This window comes from Zobellia barbeyronii, from assembly GCF_018603515.1.
GTDB classification, from domain to species: domain Bacteria; phylum Bacteroidota; class Bacteroidia; order Flavobacteriales; family Flavobacteriaceae; genus Zobellia; species Zobellia barbeyronii.
The window spans coordinates 161,593-182,537 of record NZ_JACATN010000001.1 but is presented as its reverse complement, the minus strand read 5'-3'; the positions used below and the strand labels follow the sequence as shown (position 1 = coordinate 182,537).

The window sequence follows — 20,945 nt, the reverse complement described above, 5'->3', positions numbered from 1 at the left end:
ATTAAAACTGAAAATAGATAAACTGTCCTCCGTCGAAAACTCCGAGAAGAAGAATTATTACAATTATTATAGAATATGATAAATAACGAATAGTACGCACTTTGCTTGTAAAGAATAAATTTCCGTCAGGATAAAATTCATCATAAGCATCTTTTAGCATCAATACAATTATAGCAAACAGGCTATATGCAAAGGAGCTTTTTTCTCCAATAAAAAGACCCCCTGGTGCCGTTACCATACGTTCAATTACGGTTATGGCATCTGACAAGCTATTGGCTCTGAAGAAAATCCAAGAAAAAGAAATAAGAATAAAAGTGAGCAATAGGTTCCCAATGTAAACCAGATTAAAACGGCTTCCCTCTTTTTTTCTTTTAGGAGAAATACCCAATATTTTAAAGATAACCTGGTAAAGCCCGTTTAGACCACCCCAGATAACATAGGTCCAATTTGCACCATGCCATAAACCGCTTACCAAGAAAGTAATAAGAATGTTACGATAGTTTTTTGATGTCCCTACGCGATTTCCTCCTAAGGGAATGTAGACATAATCTTTAAACCAGGTAGAGAGCGATATGTGCCACCTAGACCAGAATTCAGCACAGGATTGGGCAAAATAGGGTCGTCTAAAGTTCGTCATCAAATCAAAGCCCATTATTTTTGCACATCCAATTGCAATGTTACTATATCCCGCAAAATCACAATAAATTTGAAAGGCGAAAAATATAGTAGCAATTATCAGTGTAATCGCACTATGGTACTCAGGTGCTCCATAAACAGAATTCACGTAAATAGCTAAACGGTCTGCAACAACTATTTTCATAAAGTAGCCCCAAATCATAAGTTTTATACCTTGGACTGCTTGTTGGTAGTTAAATATTTTGGTCTCCTTAAACTGAGGTAATAAGTTCACCGCCCTTTCAATAGGACCGGCTACTAATTGAGGGAAAAACGAAACGAATAGCGCATATATACCAAAGTGTTTTTCACTTTTAATATCTCCTCTGTAAACATCTATGGTGTATCCTACTGCCTGAAATGTATAGAATGAAATACCTACAGGTAATAAAAGGTCAAAGTTTGGTAAGGTCATGCGAATCCCCCAATCATTCAATAATCCAAAAATGGAGTCGTTAAAAAAATTGTAGTATTTGAATAGAAATAAAATACCCAAATTAATAATTAGGCTTGCTGTTAAGTACGCTTTTTTTCTGCTTTGAACCGGTGTACTATCAATTTTTAAAGCACATAAATAAGTTACTAGTGTAGAAGTAAAAATCAGAATGGCATATATAGGTTGCCAATTCATATAGAAATAATAACTAGCCACTAACAAAAATACCCAACGATATTTTGGAGTGATTAAATAGTAGAGAATAGCTACTATAGGAAAGAATAATAAAAATTCAAAAGAATTAAAAAGCATAACAAGTTAATTTGTTCTCAATTTGTGTTTAAAGGAATAGGATGAGCTTTAAGTAGTCTATTCTGTTTTAATATTTTTGGTCAAGTAGTTCATCAAATACCTTATCCATCTCCATACAAACTGATTCTTTAGAGTATTTATTTCCGAGTTGTTTATTGTTTTTTTGCATTTGAATTCTAAGATTCTGGTTGTTATACATTGAATTAAGAGCCTCAGCTACTGAAAGTTCGGAAGTGCCATCTACCCATAGACAATTATCCGGTTCTGTCAGTTGGTCTTTAGCTGCTCTAATTTGCGTTGTAATTACGGGTAAACCACATGCTATGGACTTAAATAATACCATAGAAAAACCTTCGTCAAGAGAAGGAAATACCAATGCATCGCAATTGGCAAAGAAGTGATCGCATTCTATTTCTTCGATGAAGCCTGTAAAATCTAAATACTTTTCAATTTTAAGTTCTTTAGAGAGTGTTTTTAAGCTTTCTAACTCATCTCCATTACCAACCATTATAAATTTACAATTATCTCTCCCTTCAAAATGGGGTATAGCTTTCAGGATGCTGAAAACACCTTTATCTTTAACCATTCTTCCCACGAAAAGAAAGTTGAATTTAGTATCGTCTAAATTATGCGACTTTTTGAATTCATCAGACAAGGTTGAACGTTGAGAATCAATAATATTAGCGGTAACAAAGACCTTGCCTTTTAGTTTAGGAAAGTACTTCAGTAAATTTTGTTTCTCATCTTGGGAGAGCATCAAGTATGCATCTACTTGAGCAGAAATAAACGGGGCTATTATGTTTTTATAAATGAAAGGGTAACCCTCCATAAAGCTTGTATCCGATCCGTGCGATTTAATTACTACTTTTAATTTATGCCAATAAAGCATACGAAATAACAGTAGTGAAATAAAGTCCCTAACAATACCCAAAGAATTAACTCTAGAGTTCAGATATAGTACATCTGGTTTAACTTTATATAACTTCTTTACAACATTCACGGCATTTCTTAAAACGCCATAAATACGGTCAAGAGTGGTAGCGTTCCATTTATTTCTGGTATAAATAACGGTTTCGCAGTGGTTCCCTATTTTTTGGAGGCCATCAAATTCATCCATGGCAAGAATGACATGTTCTTTTGGCGGAACTCCTATTAGAATTCTTTTTTTCATGGTAACTCAAACTTTTGTTTTGGCTTGGTAAATATGGTATGTTGGGTAGGGGGTATAATTAAAACTATGGTAAAAATTGCGACCATCAATAATAATCTATAATCTAAAAAAGAATAGACTGTATTAAAAGCAACAATCCATGATATTAGTGCTGCCATCATAAAACCTTTATATCTTGGTAGTTTACTTAATAAAGCTAAGTATACGTTTCGTAAAAAAGGAATTAGCAATAAGAGTATAAAGATTATAAAAACTATATAGCCCTGTTCAACCAATATTTTAAGGTAGCCGTTCTCTGGCTGTGTAAAATATATTAAATCACCACCAGATTCTATTTGTAAGTATAGTTCCTGATGATATTTCATTAGATAACTTTCAAAATTTCCAAAACCAATTCCAAATATGGGATACTCTTTAATTATACCAAAAGTTTCTGTCCATATAGACTGTCTAAAAGATAGGTCATCTCCCAAATTCTCTGCTCTCCCAAATATTCCTGAATCTGGCTTGTAGAGAAAAAAGACAAATGCACCAAAAAGTAAAGATAAAGTCGTGTATATTTTAACTCTTACACTAGATATGGAAACTAAAAATATGCAACCAAAAGCAAACCCTCCAAGAGCAGACCTACTACCGGCTAGTATAATAGCCAATATGCTTAAGGCAAAACCAAAATAGTTTAAATAATTACTGTATTGGTCTTTGTATTTAGTAGCTATAAGGAAAACAAAACTGCCCAATGCAAGGAACTGCCCGTTGTATTGAGATTCACTAAACATACCAGGGTAACGGATTAGCCCTGTAGATTCACTAAATGTATTTTGCCCTAGTTCCTTATAAAAAGTGAAATTCAATCCAAAAACTATCTGAAGCGTCATAAATCCCAAAATAAAAAATAGCGACGTTTTAAGAGCAGGTAGTACTTTGGTAAAAAGCTTGTCGTTATTCCGCAGGTATAAAAACAGAAAGCGACCAAATATAAAAATGTTAAATACTGGGTAGAGGAGATAAAGGTCAGTTGTAGGGAATTCAGAACTAATTTTACTCATTAGGGTTACGGCCCAAAAAAGAATAACTAAAGTGGTGTAAAACCAAGTGTTTACTTTTTTGTTAAAGGTCAAAAATTCTTTCAGAAAAATTAAAAGTGCAACCACGGTAACTACATCAAAAGTTTTAACAAAACCATACTCTAATGGAAGAATTTTGGTGTTTATAAAGGGCAAGTTGTAGAAGACAAATAGCACATAAGTCTCTATGGTAGGTTTATTTACAATAAGGTAAATAAACACCAAAATGCTAATTAGTGCTATAATGTATTGTAGCATTTTAGTTCTTCTGTTTTGCTATATATTTTTTAATAACACCCAAAAACCTTTTAACGTCGTTAATCTTTTGTGTTAACACATCGGCTAAGGTTTCATTTTTTAAGTCAGAGGCAGTTTCGTAACCATAGCCGTAACCATAGCCGTAATTTTGTTTAATTATACCTCTAGCCTTTACTCCATTAAACACCAAGCTACAGTTTGGCAATCTTTTTTTGCTAACGTTTTCATCTAACCGCTTGGCTGTAAATTTAGGAGTGTGATTATGACGGACAGTCATAAGTGTCTTATCACAAAAGCTTCCAAGTATTGTGGCATCCGATACTAGAGAAGTGGGTGGAGAGTCAACAATTATAACCTCGTATTCTTCCTTTAGCTTAGAGAAGAAATCGGCCAGTGTCTGTCTTGCTAGTAATTCTGATGAATTCAATGCTTTTTTACCTGCAGGAAATACATCCAAGTCATTTTCTTTCTTAAAGCTAATATTTTGCAATGAAGCAGTAGATGAAAGATAGTCACTTATGCCAGGCTTATTCTTTAGACCAAAAATTTCTGAAACACCAGATTTTCTTAAGTCCATATCTACAAGAGCAGTTTTTTTTCCGGAAAGTGCTACACTAATAGCTAGGTTAGCGCTAACATAACTTTTTCCTTCTCCGGCAATACTAGAGCTTACCATTATTGTTTGAACTGATTTTTGAAAATCGTATGTGCCCAAGTAAGATAGTATTTGTCTAAACTGATCCGCTATAAAAATATCATTGTGCTTAGTTATCAGTAAATCTTCCTGAGGTCTATCTACAAATGCCAATTCACCTAAGACAGGTATATCTGTTCTAGATTCTAGTTCAGAACGAAACAATATTTTTGAGTTCAAAAGTTCTTTACCTACTACCCACGCCAAGCCCATTGCTAGGAAAAGGAAGAGAATAATGGCGTAGATAAAAAGTTTTTTTGGACTAACCGGTCCAACTGAAGCCTCTGCACTTTCTATTACTCTAACGTTACCAGCGGTAGGAGCGTAGGAGAGAGCTGTTTCTTCCCTCTTTTGTACAAGAAAATCATATAGGTCGGAAATGCTCTTTTTCTTACGGGTAATTTCAACGTATTTACGCTCTTGTTCAGGAAGAACTTCTAAAGCATCATTGTACTTTCCACTATTGGTGGATAAGCTTGATCGGCTAGCTACTAAGTTAGATTTTTGACTTCTTACATTTTCTAGAATACCAGGGCGTATCTTTTCAATTCGGTTTGTTATAGCAACTAAAATAGGGTTGTTCTCAGCAGTAGTCTTGCGCAATTGTTCGTACTCTATTTCTGCATCGTACAAACGTTGTAGAAGTTGAGAAAGAATAGGATCGCCTATTCCCAATGTAGATGGGACTATTCCTGAAGTTTTATTCTTGGAGAGTACATAACTTTCTACCTTGTTAAGAACTGAAAGCTGTAAATCAATGTCTGCAATACGCCTATCATAATCACCTACATTCTGTAGATATAAATTACCTTGCTCGCTCAGATTAATAACACCTTCAGAAGACCTGTATTTTTCAAGCTCTTTTTCAACGCTGTTCAAGTCTTTACCAACTTGTTCCATTCGTTTTTCTACGAAATCTAAGGTGTTGGCCGCTAAACTGTTCTGGTCTGCAATAGAAGCTTTTTGGTATGAGCTAATGATTCCGTCTACAATGGCGTTTCCACGATTTGGTGCAGCATCTAAATAATTAATTCTAACAACAGTACTTAGTTTGCTGGCAGCGCCAACAAACAAGCCGTTAAGAAGTTGTTTGGTAACCACTTTAGGATTCTGTAGCTGGTAGTAGTAATTATTTTCAGCAATACGCGGTGCTCCTGGATTTTCAATAAATTTAATATCACTGCCTCCATAAGGGTTTTTAGACCATGTATCCAAAGGAAACGAAATATCTTCTATTATTACGGAATTTGTTTTGGCATCATAGGTAAAATCTACGATTTCTGCGTTTTGGTAAGAACGCGGGTCATTTGGGTCTTTAAGACGCACTTGAATAGGCGAGTCGGAAAAAGCCGATCTGTCCTTAAAAAACTTGGAAGCATAAACAGGAGCGTATAGCCCAAGGTCGTTCACCACTCTACCAATAATGTTTTTTGATCGTAATACCTCTATTTCGTTTTCTACAATCTTTTTAGATTCAAAAACATTCATAGATTCCATAATCTGAGATTCGTCAACGCCCTTTTTTTCGTCGTTAACGATTATTGCCGCGCTACTTTCATAAAGTGGCGTTGTGAACTGCAAGTAGATACTTGCCGTAATAAGGCCAATAACGAAAAGACCTACAAACAAGGGCCAGAACGGCAAAAACTTACTTATAAGAATGCTAAAGAGATTCTCTCCACTATCGGTATTGTTATTTTCAACTGACATTATTCTCTAGATTTGGTACACGTACTAAAGGTAGGTGTATTGTGTACAACAGATTTTACTCTTATTTATTTTTGCGTTTGAAAATCGCTTTTACTTTTTCTTTAATAAGGTACCAAGAAAAAACAGCACCATAATAAATATATCGTTTCCACATTCTACGTGGTTCTTTTACCAAACGACCTAACCATTCTAAGCCAAGGTTGATCCATACTTTAGCTGGTCTATTGATGGTTCCTGCATAAAAATCGAACACTGCTCCAATAGAACAGATAATACCAACTTCAAGATGTTTTTTGTTGTCAAAGGCCCATTTTTCTTGTTTTGGGGCAGTCATTCCCACAAATAGAACATCTGGTTTCATTGCATTTACAGCATCAATCATCGCTTGGCTCTCACTTTCATCAAATTTTGCTTTGAATGGAGGAGAGAAGGTACCTATTTTAATATTCGGATACTGTGCCTTTATGCGTATTTCTATTTTTTTCAATGTGCTTTCAGAAGCACCAAGGTAAAAACAAGATCCACCTTCTTTATTCAATTTCTTTAAAAGAAAGTCATGAATATCTGCACCGGCAATCTTGGTAATATCTCTATTGTTCAAAAAACTAGATGCAGCTACTATGCCTACACCATCCGCCAGTAATACATCGCTTTGCATTAGGGCATTTTTGAATTCTATATCTTCTTCGGCAATACAATATGAGTATTGGTTGATTGTACTTACTAAAACCTTGTCTTCATACTTTAATTCTTCTAAAGAATCGTTGAAAATAGGGTAGCCCATACATTCAACACTTTTATACTTGCTCATGGGGGAACTTTTGTTAAATGAGTTTATTACTTAAAATTAACAATGGTAATGATAGCAAGCGAAATTGCGCTCAATACTACCGGTATCCATTGCTTTATAAGACTAGATTCAGCCACTTTAGACTTCGTTGGAGCTACGTAAATAATATCGTTAGACTTCAAGTGGTAATAAGGCGAGCTAAAAATCTCGTTAGAGGTAAGGTCTATACGGCGTACTTTTTTAACACCGCCTTCTTCTCTTATAAGAGCAACGGTTTGCTTGTTTCCATATATAGTTATATCTCCGGCAAGGCCCAATGCCTCTAAAAGAGATACCTTTTCGTTTGGTATAGTCAGTACCGACGGATTCTTTACTTCTCCCAATACGGAAACTTTAAAATTTAAGTATCGTACATCTACAATGGGGTCGATCAATAACTTCTCGGTTTCTAAGGCCGTTGTTATTTCTTCACGTAAAACTTTCTTTGTTTTGCCACTAGCCATTATTCTGCCTAAAATAGGAAACCTTATAAAACCTTCTTGGTCAATTAGGTAACCAGATGCTTGGGTCAATGCACCTGAAACGGTAGATGATTGTGTAGCAACGGTATTGGAAGTATTAAAAATTTCAGCAGCTTCTGGATTTACACTACTTACAGAAATACTCAAAAGATCATTCGGATGAAGTATAGGTTCTAAGTCCTCAATATTAGAGTTTAGATATGTAGAATTAGAAGTCTCATGAAAATAGGTAGACTTCTTCATATTTACGCAAGAACTCATACTTGCCAGCAATAGCAAACCTGCAAAATAGCGGGAGAACTTGCTTTTTTTTAACTGAGCACCGTATTTGGTGTTATTAAGTTTCATTTTCATTTGTTTAGTTAGTGTTATTTTATGTGTTTTATTTATAGTTGTGTTTAGTTTAGGGTCGGCTAAGATACTCATTAATAGGCTTTACCCTCTCCTTTTACTGCGTTTACTACAGTTTGTAATACTATTCTTATATCAAGTCCCATAGACCATTTTTCAACATAAAATATGTCTAGCTTGGTTCTGTTTAAGATATCTGCTTTTTCTTCTATCTCACCTCTGTAACCACTTACCTGTGCTAAGCCTGTAATTCCTGGCTTTACAAAGTGTCTTACTAAGTATTTATCTACAGATAATTCATAATCCATAGTGTGTAGTTCCATATGCGGTCTTGGGCCTACAACGCTCATATTACCTACAAAAACATTAAAGAACTGAGGTAGTTCATCAATACTGGTTCTTCTAATGAACTTACCTACTTTAGTAATGCGCATATCTCCTTTGGTGGCCATTTTGGTATCTGCATCCGTAGAAGGCCGCATAGATCTAAATTTATAGCACCAGAACGTTCTGCGTTTAAGACCGTGTCTTTTTTGTTTAAAATAGAGGTCTCCAGGAGATTCTAGTTTTATTAAAATATACATTAATGGCACTAGCCATGATAGTAAGGTAACGATAACCAAGGTAGAAAATACAATGTCAAAAGTACGTTTTGCAATACGCGCAAACTCCGTATCCAAAGGTACTTTTCTCAGGTTTAAGACAGGTATGTTGTCATAAAGTTCAATAGACATCCCTTTTGTATAAATCTCTTTATTGTCCGGGATGATTTTAATTCTGATAAGATTATTATCTGCAAAATCAATTAAGTTCAGAAGTTCCTTTTGGTTAAACTCTGCCGCCGAACAATAAATCTCATCAATTTTATTTTCTAGAATGTAGAGAAAACAGTTAACGATTGGCCCTAAATAGGTCTCGCTCTTAGATTCTTTATCGTCAAAATAGCCGTGGTACCTGTATCCCAATTCTGGCTCGTCAAAAACTTTTCTTATTTTCTTTAAGTTTTTATCTCTACCTATGACCACTACGTTTACTGAATTTCCACCCCATAAACGATACTTTCTTCTTAACCAAAAGAAAAGTACCCTATACCAAGTTAAGGTTAAGCAAACTACGCCGTAAACTACAAGCTGGTATTCAAGAGACTCATATATCTTACCGGTTATACCAAACAGGGCAAAATAGGCAAGACCGTAGATAAGATAGAGCTGAAGAACTTTATGAATATTGGTAAAAAACTTTTCTTTACGAGATCTAGTATAATATTTAAGCCCGTAGGTAATTAACAGCCAAGAAATATTATAGTGTAGGATATGATAAAAATTACTGTAGGTCTCGGGAGTAAGGAAAAGCAATAAGCCGTTAATGATACACAAGTGCATCGTTAGCGTTATTGGTAAAATTAAATCTGAATTTTTTAAACCTCTCATTTCCTAAATCAAGTAATTATGGTAACCGGGTTGTCTTTTTAATTTTTGGGATTCAATCCAAAAAAATAACATTTTAATACGGTTACAATTTCATGAACTACTTCTTTTTTTAGAAGTCGTTTCACTAGTGTTTAATTTGATTAAAATCTATAGTAACATAGAGTTTAGTAGGAAGTTAGTAAGCTTGGGGGAAGCTTTAATATGTGTATTCAAAGGTATTGTATAACCCAGCATATGCAAAATTAATGCCACGATTTGGTTAGTAAAAAACAGGGTTTGGGCGTATTTTGGATTTGCATTTTAACGACTGTACCTGTTTTTTGTTATACTTGGCACAGGTTGAATGTTTTTCACTTTTTTTTTGTGATGAAAATGGGGCTTCTCGGTCAGATACGTTTAAAATCGGTGAAGGTGAATTCATGATGTAAAGTAGGCTTATATTATGTAGGTATTACAATTACGTTAAATGTAATTCACTTGGATTTTTGGGAGCGTTTTTTTTAAGAATCATGTAATGGTTTTTTCTTAGTTTTTTTTGACTTCAAAAGAGTGTGGTTAAAATTAATAGTCATTTGAGAGGTAAATTTTTTATGATTGAGAGGTTTGGGTTTTTGTGATGTTTGCAAAAATAATTTTGGATATAGAAAGAGCTATCGTTAGGCTTTCTTTACTTTTTCCAACCAAAATTAATGGGTAAAACCGATGAAAGGTATTTGATTGTGTAGTTAATCGAAAACTCTGATGAATCCTTGTGCTTCCTATAATACAGGGTACTGCTTGTCGTTTCAAAATAATGAAACAAATGCTTACCTCCCTTATTTTACTTGCCTTTTGCGTTATAGCTCAGGCACAAAATGAATCTAAACCTGAAAATTCAAATGCTTCCATGGCATCTATAAACGTTTCAGGCGGTGAGGCAAGGAGTAGTGAAGGTTCTGTTGTGTATTCTGTTGGAACTGTTTTTTACACGAATATCGTAGCGCAGCATACTACCGTTTCGCAAAGCATACAACAGGCTAAAGAATCAAAAATGGATTTATTGGACAAGATGCAATTGGTAAATGTGCTTGCTTATCCAAATCCAACTACGGATTATGTGTTGATTGATATTATTGATTATAAAAAAGAAAATGCCCAATATCAGTTGTTTGATTTCAAAGGGAGCCTCATAAAAAATGTACGAATTACCAACTCAACTACGAAAGTCCCGATGGATGATTTAGAGTCTTCTACCTATTTTTTGAAAGTAAGTGTTATGAATAAATTTGAAGAAACTTTGACGCTATTAAAGCAATGAAAATTGAACAAATTGATTAGTTGTTTTTTCCTACAAAAATGCACTTAATAGACAAGATATAAGTATTTTGTCGATGTTATAATATATTACGTCGATTATTCGTTATTCAATAAAATTTGATTTTTTCGAATAAATGACTGATCCAAATCATAAAAATGCACGTATACAAGTAGCTGTTTTTCCCCAAATATGGCACTACTTATGAAAAAAACAATTGTTTTACTAGCATTTATTTGCGGTTTTGCCTGTGTGCAAGGTCAAAAAAATAAAGAGTACACGTCCACTAATATGGTGGCCTATAATGCATCCGGAGGCGATGCTCTTTCCAACCAAGGTTCTGTAGCCTATTCCCTAGGGGGAATTTTTTATAGCGTAATTGAATCTCCCCATACGTTAGTTTGTGAAGGTGTTCAGCAAGCTGAATTTGCTGAAAATGAAGAAGTTGTAGAGGAGGAGGAAGTCATAGAGGAAGAGCCCGTTGAGCAGGTAGATCCTGTTGTAGTAGAAACCACCGATCCCGAACCAACCCCCGAAGCGCAAGAAGAAGTTATCGTTGAAGAGGAGGAAGAAGTTATACCAGAGGAAATACCTGATACTCCAGAACCGATTGTAGAAGAGGAAACTCCAGTTTTCGAACCAGAGCCAACTCCCGAAGCACCGGAAGAAGAAGTTGTTCTTGAGGAAACCGCTGATACTCCAGAACCGATTGTAGAAGAGGAAACTCCAGTTTTCGAACCAGAGCCAACTCCCGAAGCACCGGAAGAAGAAGTTGTTCTTGAGGAAACCGCTGATACTCCAGAACCGCTTGTAGAAGAAGAAACGCCAGTTTCTGAACTAGAGCCGACTCCCGAAGCACCTGAAGAAGAGGTTATAGTAGAAGAGGAAGAAGTTGCTCCTGAGGAAACACCTGATACTCCAGAGCCGATTATAGAAGAAGAAACTCCAGTTTTCGAACCAGAGCCAACTCCCGAAGCACCGGAAGAAGAAGTTGTTCTTGAGGAAACCGCTGATACTCCAGAACCGCTTGTAGAAGAAGAAACGCCAGTTTCTGAACCAGAGCCGACTCCCGAAGCACCTGAAGAGGAGGTTATAGTAGAAGAGGAAGAAGTTGCTCCTGAGGAAACACCTGATACTCCAGAGCCGATTATAGAAGAAGAAACTCCAGTTTCCGAACCAGAGCCAACCCCGGAAGCGCAAGAAGAAGTTATCGTTGAAGAAGAGGCAGAAGATGTTCCAGAGAAAACATTTGATACTCCAGAGCCAATTATAGAAGAAGAAACTCCAGTTTCCGAACCAGAACTAACTCCCGAAGCACCAGAAGAAGTTATCGTAGAAGAAGAGGAAGAAGTCATTCCAGAGGAGACTTCTGATACTCCAGAACCGATTGTAGAGGAAGAAATTCCAGTTTCCGAGCCCGAACTAACTCCCGAAGCACCAGAAGAAGTAACCGTTGAAGAAGAGCAAGAAGCTGTTCCAGAGGAAACACCTGATACTCCAGAGCCGATTATAGAAGAAGAATCGCCAGTTTCTGAACTAGAACTAATTGCTGAAGCACCTGAAGAGGAAGTTATCGTTGAAGAAGAGGAAGAAGTTGTTCCAGAGGAAACACCTAATAATCTTGAGCCGATTATAGAAGAGGAAACTCCAGTTTCCGAACCCGAACCAATTCCCGAAGCACCAGAAGAGGAAGTTACAGTAGAAGAGGAAGAAGTTATTCCAGAGGAAATACCTGAGGAAGAAGTTGTAATAGAAGAGGAAGAAGTTGTTGAGGAGGTAATTGATACGCCAGACTTCCTTACAGAACAAGAAACACCGGTTTCAGAACAACAGCCTTTAGAAGAAGAAATTCAAAATAGTAGTGAGAACACAATAATTATTAGTAACAGCCAGCCCATTGTAGGGCGAGATATTCTAAATCATTCGCTTCAGGAAGCGGATGAAGTTGAAATTGTAACTTACCCCAATCCGGTGGTAGAAGGATTCTCAATCGGCATTAAAAATTATGAAAGCGAGCGCGCTTGGTATCAGCTTTTTGATTATCAGGGTAGGTTAATTACAGATGGCCAAATTACAAGTGGAAATACCAAAGTCATGATTTCCCAATTGAAGTCAGCAACGTATTTGCTCAAAGTATTTATGACAAACCAAACATTCAGAACATTAAAAATTTTAAAAAAGTAACGCTATGAAATTAAGAGTACTATATGCTTTTATGCTACTCGCCGTATTGGAAATATCGGCGCAAGCTCCAGAAAAAATGAGCTATCAGGCCATCATACGCTCTAGTGATAACAGTTTGGTGTTAGATGCACCGGTAAATTTAAAAATTATTGTCCGTCAAGGCAGTGTAAATGGTACCAGTGCGTATGAAGAATCGCATTCTGCTACTACTAATGCTAACGGTCTGGTAAGTCTAGAGATTGGTGCCGGTAATCGTATTTCGGGGACTTTTAAAGACATACCATGGAGTAATGGTCCTTTCTTTATAGAAACACAAGTAGACCCTAATGGTGGTAGTAACTATTCTATTATAGGAGTTAGTCAGCTATTAAGTGTGCCTTATGCGCTCTATGCCAAATATGCAGAAAATATTACAGGCGCTACCGCAAGTGCACCGGTTGAAAAGGATGCTACTATAATTTCCTTTGAGTCTACACGTAATATTGCCACTAGTGATGTTGGTAATACATTAGAATGTACTAAAACTGCCACCGTTACGCTAACTTCTGGTTTCTCTAACATGAAAGTTGGAGAGACTGTTAATTTAGAGGCTCACAATGGCGCTTCCCTTACCGTAAAAGCAGCTAGTGGTGTATCTTTGAATTATACTAATGGTGGTACTGCCATTTTTGAAAGTGCAAACGGTAACGTACGCTTTGGACTATTGCGAAAATCAGGAACTAACGCCTATATAATTTCAGGTCAATGAAGTATTTAAAATTTCTCTTTTTATTGTTAGTGTCTTCTGTAAGTGCACAGAATTATCAATATAGTTTAGATACGCCAAAGGCACTTGAGCCTCAACAGATAGAGGAAGAAAGTAGTTTGGTGCGTGTTATACCACAAGATTTTGATTGGGAAAATATACCAACGGACTATAGTGATTCTGTTTGGGAGATACGCTTTGACTTTGATCTTGCAGGTCAAACAATTATTTTACCAGAAAATGTTACCATGCGTTTTAATGGAGGCATTTTAGAAAATGGAACCGTGCGTGGTGATGAGAGCATTATAGAAACTAATACGGAAAATCAACTTTTTGAAGAGTTAAGCTTAGAAGGGTCTTTTGCGAGCGAATATTTAAAGCCACAGTGGTTTGGTGCCGCAATGGATGATAAAACGGATGATCGTGAAGACTTTGTTGAAACTTTGGATGAAGCTGAAAACATTGGAGCTAAGGTTTTGGTGGATAGAAATATGTTTCTTGACCTTGAGGAAACCGGTAAGAAGTCTATTTTTCTAGCAGACAACACCTGGTTAGAAGGAGCTAACGAAGCTCATATTAGAATTAATAATTTGCTGTCTCCGGCATTTTATATGGCTTTGACCAAAAACATTACAATAACGAATGTTACCTTTTTGTATGACCAAAAGTATGATGCTTCTTTTGGTTGGTCATATGATAGTAATACGCTAAATATTAAGCAATTAAGGGGTTATCTTGCGGATGAACAGAGTATTGATTTTGATGGAAATAATCCTATTTGGAGAGGTCCTATTCTGCTTCGCTCGACGATTGTTATTGATGGTGCGCACGATGTTTTAATTGATAACGTGAAATTTGTGGCCAAGGGAGATACTCCCGATAAATTTATTCAATGGGCTATAAAATTAAAAGAGGAATATAAGGCAGGTCAAAAAGTAGTAAATGATATTGGTACCACTGTTATACCGAAAAAAATTATTCTTAGAAATGTTACAATGGATGGGGTAATTATGGGTATACAAGGGGTTGTTAACGGTTTTAGTTCAAACGGATTAACCTCTTTGAGGTACTCGGATGTCCAAAGTTTAGAAGGGAATTATATTGGCGGTACTGGATATTGGATGCCACCGCCACATTTAATTTATTTTAATGGAGACAATTCTACGGTTTATGATTCGCAAAACATAGAAATTCTTAATACAATCGATAATGGCGATTATGTTGGAAGTGAAAAAGTTAGAACAGATGTTAGCGGATACTGTAATTCTTTAAAGCTTGTAGGCAACGTTAAAAATGTTGTTGTTAAAGATTATAAATCATATAGAAGAGATGGTCTATGGGATTTGGAAAATATATCAAATGGAAAATTTGAGAATATATACGCAGAAAGTAAGTCTGATATTTTTAAAACTACTTATAAATATCCTACAGCTAGGTTTGTTGGTACATTGGATAATTGCACATTTAAAAATATCCTTATTAAGGATACAGCTAATAAATCACTTATCTATCCTTGGAGTTCTGCTCACGGAGACTATGTCTTCATAGAAGACCTACATATTTATGTAAATGAGTTACCTATTGAAGAAGATGGTCCGTTTGATTTTTTTGGGTCGAACAATACCATTTTGAATTCTAGTTTTCATATTCAAAATCATACAGCAACTAAAAATTATCTTGGTGTAGTAGGCCTTGATACAGATACACGCATGAACGGTAGTAATAATCATTTCGATGTAGAAGTCTTTGGTTGGAGAAAAATTGATACAAAAACTTTAGGAAAATCTGTGAAATTGATATTTCAAGACCTTTCTAATTCTAATTCTAATTCTGCAAGGATTGTCGATGTAAGTAACAGTTTTATTTCTAAAAAGATAAATCACGTAAAAACGGATACTTGGAATCATACTGAAATTATAGAGGTAGGATTTGGAGCTAGTCAGCTTTTGAATATGGAAATTCCTTATGGGTTTGCTGTCAAAAAGGTGTCAATGAAAAATATTGAGCCCATGGTTTCAGGGCTTAGTGTGGCAATTGGAACGAAGGATCAAGCTGAAGTGCTTATTGATTTAGATTCATCTAGTACTAGAGAAGTGACTAAAGATGTCAACTTAGAAGCCACCCCATTTAACCGCTCACTTTACCTATATGCTGACAAGGGTTTACAAAATAAAGGCAAAATTGAAGTAACAATTGAATTTATACGAAAATCTTAGCCTAACCACAGCATCCACTTCAAAACCAAATATTGCAGACCATTATAATGATATGATTATTTCATTTTTTTAGTCGATTTTGAATGTGTCATATAATATTTAAAACTGTCATGCTAATCATTTGGTTTTAGAAAAAACATAGATGGCAAGTGGAGCGATGAATCTTATTTTTGGATAAGTCACACTTTAGTCTGATAGAGTAATTACTAGCATCATTGTTTCAGATATTAATACATTAATACTACTTACTTACAAAGATGTGAAAAATATTTTTTATAGTTTATCTCTAATTTATCCGCTATAAAAAAGAAAGAATATTTAGAATTTTCATCATTTTGATATTCCTTTTGTCTTTTTCGTGATAGATTATATAGTATTTTTAAGAGAAGAAAGAGTTTTAAGGTTCTGGTTTACAATATTTTGTTAAATGTAGCTTGTTGAGGTTTTTTCTAATTCTACAAATAAACGGTGAGTAATAAATTGAAAAAGGTTTTAGTAGTCATCCTAGCTGCAGCATTTGTATTTATTTTATTTTACCCTAATAGGTTAAATAGATACATACAAAGAAGGATTCGGTTTTATAAAACAGCTCCCAGCGGTTTGTTAGAGGATGTTATGTTCCAAAAAATAGCATTGGGTAATACTGTTCAGGGCCAATATACCAGTTTGGTAATAGGCCCAGATAACAAATTGTATGCCGGTGCTATAGATGGTAAAATAAAACGGTTTGTGATACGTCCAAATGGTGATTTGTCGCTAGAACATATTTTTAAACCATTCGGAGAGGAATCAAAACTCACCATTGGATTAGCTTTTGACCCAGCGTCAACCGCGGATAGTCTAATCGTTTGGAATACATACTCTGAAACCAACAGTAGTTGGGCAAGTTTTCATAACGCAGAACAGGAGATAGACAAATCAAAATGGGCTGGTAGTATGAATCGCTTGCAGTTAGATGCGAAAACTGATCGGATTTTAGAGAGTGAGCATATACTAAAAGGCTTACCTTGTTTTGGGCCCAATCATGAGAACTTTCCAAATTCTATTGTTTTTGGTCCAGATGGAATGCTTTATTTTGCGCAAGGAGCTAACACAGGTATGGGATGGTGTGATTGTGAAGAAAATCAAGAACCTTCCCGGGAGGCATTACTTTCTGGAGCTTTGTTGTGCCTTGATACAGGCAAGTTACCTTCTATTTTACCCATTGATGTAAAAACGTATGACGGAGGTGGTAGCTATGACCCTTATGACAAGGAAAAGCCCCTAAGTATATATGCAACGGGTATTAGAAATGCGTATGACATAGTCTGGCACAGCAACGGACAACTCTATGCAACTGTAAATAGCTCTGGCGGTAATGAAAATACCCCTACCTCAGACCAACAATCGCCTTACTATATTAGACCTTTTTCAAAAATAAAATATACCGGGCCCAATAATATCCCGGCAGTATTTGGCGCTCAACCCGATCAAGATGATTTCATGGTGCGAGTAGAAAAAGGGGGGTATTATGGCCACCCTAATCCACTAAGGGCTGAATATGTCTTAAATAATGGGGACGAGGATTTGGAGAATTCTGAATACAACGGGGTTAAGCCCGATACTAATTTTAGAGGATTTGCCTATGATTTTGGACCTCATATGGCTCCTACTGGTATTTTAGAGTATACCAGAGAAACCTTCGGTGGAAGGCTAAAGGGATGCCTGATTGTTGCCTTAATGGGCCATAAGGATTTGGTTATACTAAGACCAGGGGGTGAAAAAAAAGACATTATTCAGGATTATGATGGCACAAAAATGGGCCTGACCTTGGATACTAGTCCATTAGATTTGGTAGAAGATAAAAATACAGGAAATATTTATGTGTCGGAATATGGTAAGCGCACTATCACCTTATTTCATCCTATTGAAAATGGGGTGCGCAAGGCTGTGCTTGTTTATGATGAAAATACATCCAATAAAATAAAAGACCCCCTAGAAGATGGAAAAATAATTTACCAACACAACTGCCAAATGTGTCACGGTGTTAAAGGAATAGGGGCAATGGCTCCAAGTTTGGTAGATATGGAATGGATATATGGTATAGATTCAATATTTTCGGTAATTCAAAACGGATCAGATAGCGGTAGCATGCCTGCATGGAAAGATAAATTCTCAAAAGAAGAAATCATAAGCGTTGAAAGTTATATTTTGTCTTTAGTAAAAAAAGAAATATAACAATATATAGTATTCTAATTTAAGGCAATTCACTAATTATCAACGGTTTCTTGTTGCTTTTTGTTTGTAGTTCATCTACTCTGTTAGGTGTAATAGCTATCTCGTTCCTTGTTTTAATCCTAAGTTCCTTCAATATCGTTTCAACTTCGTCTTCCACGTTTTCGATTGAATTAAAAACATAGCGCAGCTCTACTGAATAATCCTTGTTTTGAATTAGTTGAACTTCCCTAATCGTATGTAGTAATTTTTCAAAGAGAATAGTTAAGTGCTCACTGCGTACGGTTAGACCGGATGGAGTTTTCAATACTACAGATTGTCTACCCCTTACGTTATCCATTAAGGGTAGTGGAATGCCACAGGAACAAACGGTATCCAATAACTTACCTCTATCTCCAATTTCATATCTAATCAGCGGAAATACCTCGTTGTGCAAATCTGTAATTAGGATTTTACCTGTTGTGCCGGCAGGAACAGGGTTGTTTTTTTCATCAACAATTTCAACATGTACGGCGTCATGCATGATATGAAGGCCATGCTGTTGTGGACATTCTGCTGCTATGGTAAAAACTTCAGTATTACCATATTGATCACATACTGGGGCGCCGAATGCGGCTTCCATAGTTTTTCTTTGATTTTCAAAAAGAGGGGCAGAAGTTACCCAGACCATTTTTGGTGGGTGTATTTTTAAGTTGTTATCTAATAAAAAGAGCGCAAATTCATAAACAACGTCTACATAACCTTGTAAGAGAGTAGGTTTTAATGAATTGAATTGATTTACAAAATGTTTAACATTACGCAGATTCATCTCTGATCCTGTTAAAAATATACGTTGGGTGGGCCACCACAAAAAAGTATTTCCTAATCTTTTTATGAAAGGTCTTTTGTAGCGGTAAATAAAGGCTTGGTTTTCGTAGGGTTTTATGTTCCACCAACCTAGTATGCGCCATTGGAGTACGGTGTAGGGAAACCGGGTGTCATGTAACACAGAAATAGGCCTTCCGGTACTGCCAGATGAGGATACTTTTCTATACGTATTTTTAGATGGATTTCCTGCAATAAATTTTTCGAAATTTTGGGCTAAGTCATCTCGTGTAACTGGAGGTAGATTTTGAAAATCTTCCTCATTGCTCATGTGGAGCTGGTTTTCGAGACCTTGGTACTTGGATTTATAAAATGCCGTATTCTCAAAAGCATGATTTATTATACGTTTCCTTTTTTCGAAATTAAGTATCTGAATTTGACCAGATTTTAATTCGTCTTCCGCCCTTAAATGTGACCTATGAATTTTAGGCTTTAAAGTTTTTGTTTTTAAATCAAACAAAAACTTTTTCAAGTTTATTTTGTTTTGTTTCAAGCTATGGTTTTTTTGGTAACTGGTAACTGGTAACTGGTAACTGGTAACTCAAGAGGGGGAAGAGCCTTAAGGTCAGTTAAATGTATACCATATTTATTTTTTTAGCAATAACATCTCGACCAGATTCGTTAATTTAAGGTAAACGACATGTGCAATTAGTAACTATAGTAAATTTTTGTCTAGAGACTTCATAATGGTGTTAATATCTAAATATTTTTTGGCGTAATTATGAGCGTTATTTTTTATACAACATAAATTTTTGTTTTGGGTTAGGTCAATAATTCCTGCAGTAAGTGCATCTCTATTTTCTGCCTCAATCAAATAACCCATATCATGTTTGGATACAATAGAATAGAGGTCGGTTCCTTCATTTGCTGTAACTAATGCAGCGCCTCCAACAGCTAAAATGGTCGTAAGTTTAGATGGCATGACTAAATCACTTGCGTTCTTTTTTTGAATTACCAAATGAATATCTGCCATGTTCAAGAATTCATTAAAAGCTTCTTTGGGCTGTAATGGCATAAAATGAACATTTTGGAGTTGCATGTCTTGAGCTTTTTTCTTTAGAACTTCTTTATAGGGGCCTGAACCACAAATAATAAGTTTTACTTTAGGTTGCCCCAGTAGAGCTTGGGCTGCATACAATATGTTTTCTAGGCCTTGTTTTTCGCCAATTCCACCAGAATATAGAACTGTGGTATCATCCGCCTCAAAACCAAATTTTACTTTTAAGTTAGCGTTATTTGGAATTGGATAGAAAAAATCGGTATCTGCCCAATTCGGTAAAAATGTAACTTCCCGCTTCGTTTTTTTACTGATTCGTTTTATCATAGCATCTGAGATACTACTAATATTCTGGGAGTTTTTGAATACAAAATTTTCAACTCTAAATAAAAGCTTAACTAAAGTCGCAGATTTGATCATACCCAATTCTGCAGCGGCTTCAATTTGTAAATCTTGTATGTGATGCAGATGTTTCGCTTTTTTTACTTTTTTGTAAAATGCACCTAAAACACCAGCTAAAAATGTTGGTGCAACGCTAATTACGTACGTATATTTTTTCTTGCAACAGAATGTCATAATTTGTAGTAGGGCGGAAGCGAAAAATGAAAAATCCGAAAGGATACGCGTTAGCCCACTAGGTTTTTTAGGTACATACATAGGGCAGCGATATACGGTAAGCCGACCACCGCTGGGGTAATTGGTGGTCTCTTTTAGGAACCAGTATCTATTTTTTACATAGGGTTTTTGAACTTCCCACTGTGGATAATAAGGGTAACTGGTTATGACGGAGCAATCGTGGCCAGATTGTGCAAGCCATTCCATCATTTCACCACTGTACTTACCTATGCCGGTCAGTTCTGGCGAGAAGTTATATCCTATGTATAGTATTCGTTTTTTCATAGATTCTTATATGATGTATTAGAAACAAGTCTAATGGGTCATTGTTTTTTAAAATGACTAAAATTGTAATGAATCTTAACCTATCCAATTAAATTTCACAAAAACATCGTTTAAAA

The 20,945-nt window shown here is 35.8% G+C and carries 14 protein-coding genes; 5 read left to right on the top strand and 9 right to left on the bottom strand.

Features of this window, described 5'->3' with window-relative positions; all coding sequences use genetic code 11:
• Window position 1: 1 nt before the first annotated feature.
• The 7 genes from HW347_RS00735 to HW347_RS00705 all read right to left on the bottom strand — a co-directional run bounded on the left by HW347_RS00735 (window position 2) and on the right by HW347_RS00705 (window position 9,415).
• A complete protein-coding gene (locus tag HW347_RS00735) occupies window positions 2–1,423 on the bottom strand; it encodes an MBOAT family O-acyltransferase (protein WP_214610058.1) in 1,422 nt (473 codons plus the stop codon).
• Between the two features lie 67 nt (window positions 1,424–1,490).
• Window positions 1,491–2,594, bottom strand: coding sequence for a glycosyltransferase family 4 protein (locus HW347_RS00730; protein WP_214610057.1), 1,104 nt, complete (start codon window positions 2,592–2,594; stop codon window positions 1,491–1,493).
• Window positions 2,591–3,919, bottom strand: coding sequence for an O-antigen ligase family protein (locus HW347_RS00725; protein WP_214610056.1), 1,329 nt, complete (start codon window positions 3,917–3,919; stop codon window positions 2,591–2,593). Before HW347_RS00725 ends, HW347_RS00730 begins: the two co-directional genes overlap by 4 nt.
• A 1-nt stretch (window position 3,920) precedes the next feature.
• Complete coding sequence (locus HW347_RS00720; protein ID WP_214610055.1) at window positions 3,921–6,323, bottom strand: GumC family protein; 2,403 nt, start codon at window positions 6,321–6,323, stop codon at window positions 3,921–3,923.
• Window positions 6,324–6,384: 61 nt separating this feature from the next.
• A complete protein-coding gene (locus HW347_RS00715; RefSeq protein WP_214610054.1) occupies window positions 6,385–7,134 on the bottom strand; it encodes a WecB/TagA/CpsF family glycosyltransferase in 750 nt (249 codons plus the stop codon).
• Between the two features lie 26 nt (window positions 7,135–7,160).
• Entirely contained in the window at window positions 7,161–7,982 is an 822-nt protein-coding gene (locus HW347_RS00710; protein ID WP_214610053.1) for a polysaccharide biosynthesis/export family protein, read from the bottom strand.
• 77 nt (window positions 7,983–8,059) lie between these two features.
• Entirely contained in the window at window positions 8,060–9,415 is a 1,356-nt protein-coding gene (locus HW347_RS00705) for an exopolysaccharide biosynthesis polyprenyl glycosylphosphotransferase (protein ID WP_214610052.1), read from the bottom strand.
• A 793-nt stretch (window positions 9,416–10,208) separates the two neighbouring features.
• On the opposite strand from HW347_RS00705, the gene HW347_RS00700 reads away from it, so the two are divergent.
• From HW347_RS00700 to HW347_RS00680, 5 genes are all read left to right on the top strand, one after another.
• Complete coding sequence (locus HW347_RS00700) at window positions 10,209–10,712, top strand: T9SS type A sorting domain-containing protein (RefSeq protein ID WP_214610051.1); 504 nt, start codon at window positions 10,209–10,211, stop codon at window positions 10,710–10,712.
• A gap of 201 nt (window positions 10,713–10,913) precedes the next feature.
• Window positions 10,914–12,893, top strand: coding sequence for a T9SS type A sorting domain-containing protein (locus tag HW347_RS00695; RefSeq protein ID WP_214610050.1), 1,980 nt, complete (start codon window positions 10,914–10,916; stop codon window positions 12,891–12,893).
• 4 nt (window positions 12,894–12,897) lie between these two features.
• Window positions 12,898–13,641 (top strand): hypothetical protein, encoded by a 744-nt coding sequence (locus HW347_RS00690; protein WP_214610049.1) that lies wholly within the window; start codon window positions 12,898–12,900, stop codon window positions 13,639–13,641.
• Entirely contained in the window at window positions 13,638–15,854 is a 2,217-nt protein-coding gene (locus HW347_RS00685) for a hypothetical protein (RefSeq protein WP_214610048.1), read from the top strand. The genes HW347_RS00690 and HW347_RS00685 overlap by 4 nt, the downstream gene beginning before the upstream one ends.
• Window positions 15,855–16,334: 480 nt before the next feature.
• Window positions 16,335–18,071, top strand: coding sequence for a c-type cytochrome (locus HW347_RS00680; RefSeq protein ID WP_214610047.1), 1,737 nt, complete (start codon window positions 16,335–16,337; stop codon window positions 18,069–18,071).
• A 19-nt stretch (window positions 18,072–18,090) separates the two neighbouring features.
• On the opposite strand, the gene HW347_RS00675 is transcribed toward HW347_RS00680, so the two are convergent.
• Together HW347_RS00675 and HW347_RS00670 are read right to left on the bottom strand one after the other, a co-directional pair.
• The gene (locus HW347_RS00675; RefSeq protein WP_214610046.1) at window positions 18,091–19,404 is read right to left on the bottom strand and encodes a phenylacetate--CoA ligase family protein; all 1,314 of its coding nucleotides are present in this window, start codon (window positions 19,402–19,404) and stop codon (window positions 18,091–18,093) included.
• Between the two features lie 183 nt (window positions 19,405–19,587).
• Window positions 19,588–20,829, bottom strand: a complete 1,242-nt coding sequence (locus HW347_RS00670) for a WcaI family glycosyltransferase (protein ID WP_214610045.1) — start codon at window positions 20,827–20,829, stop codon at window positions 19,588–19,590.
• Window positions 20,830–20,945: the final 116 nt, after the last annotated feature.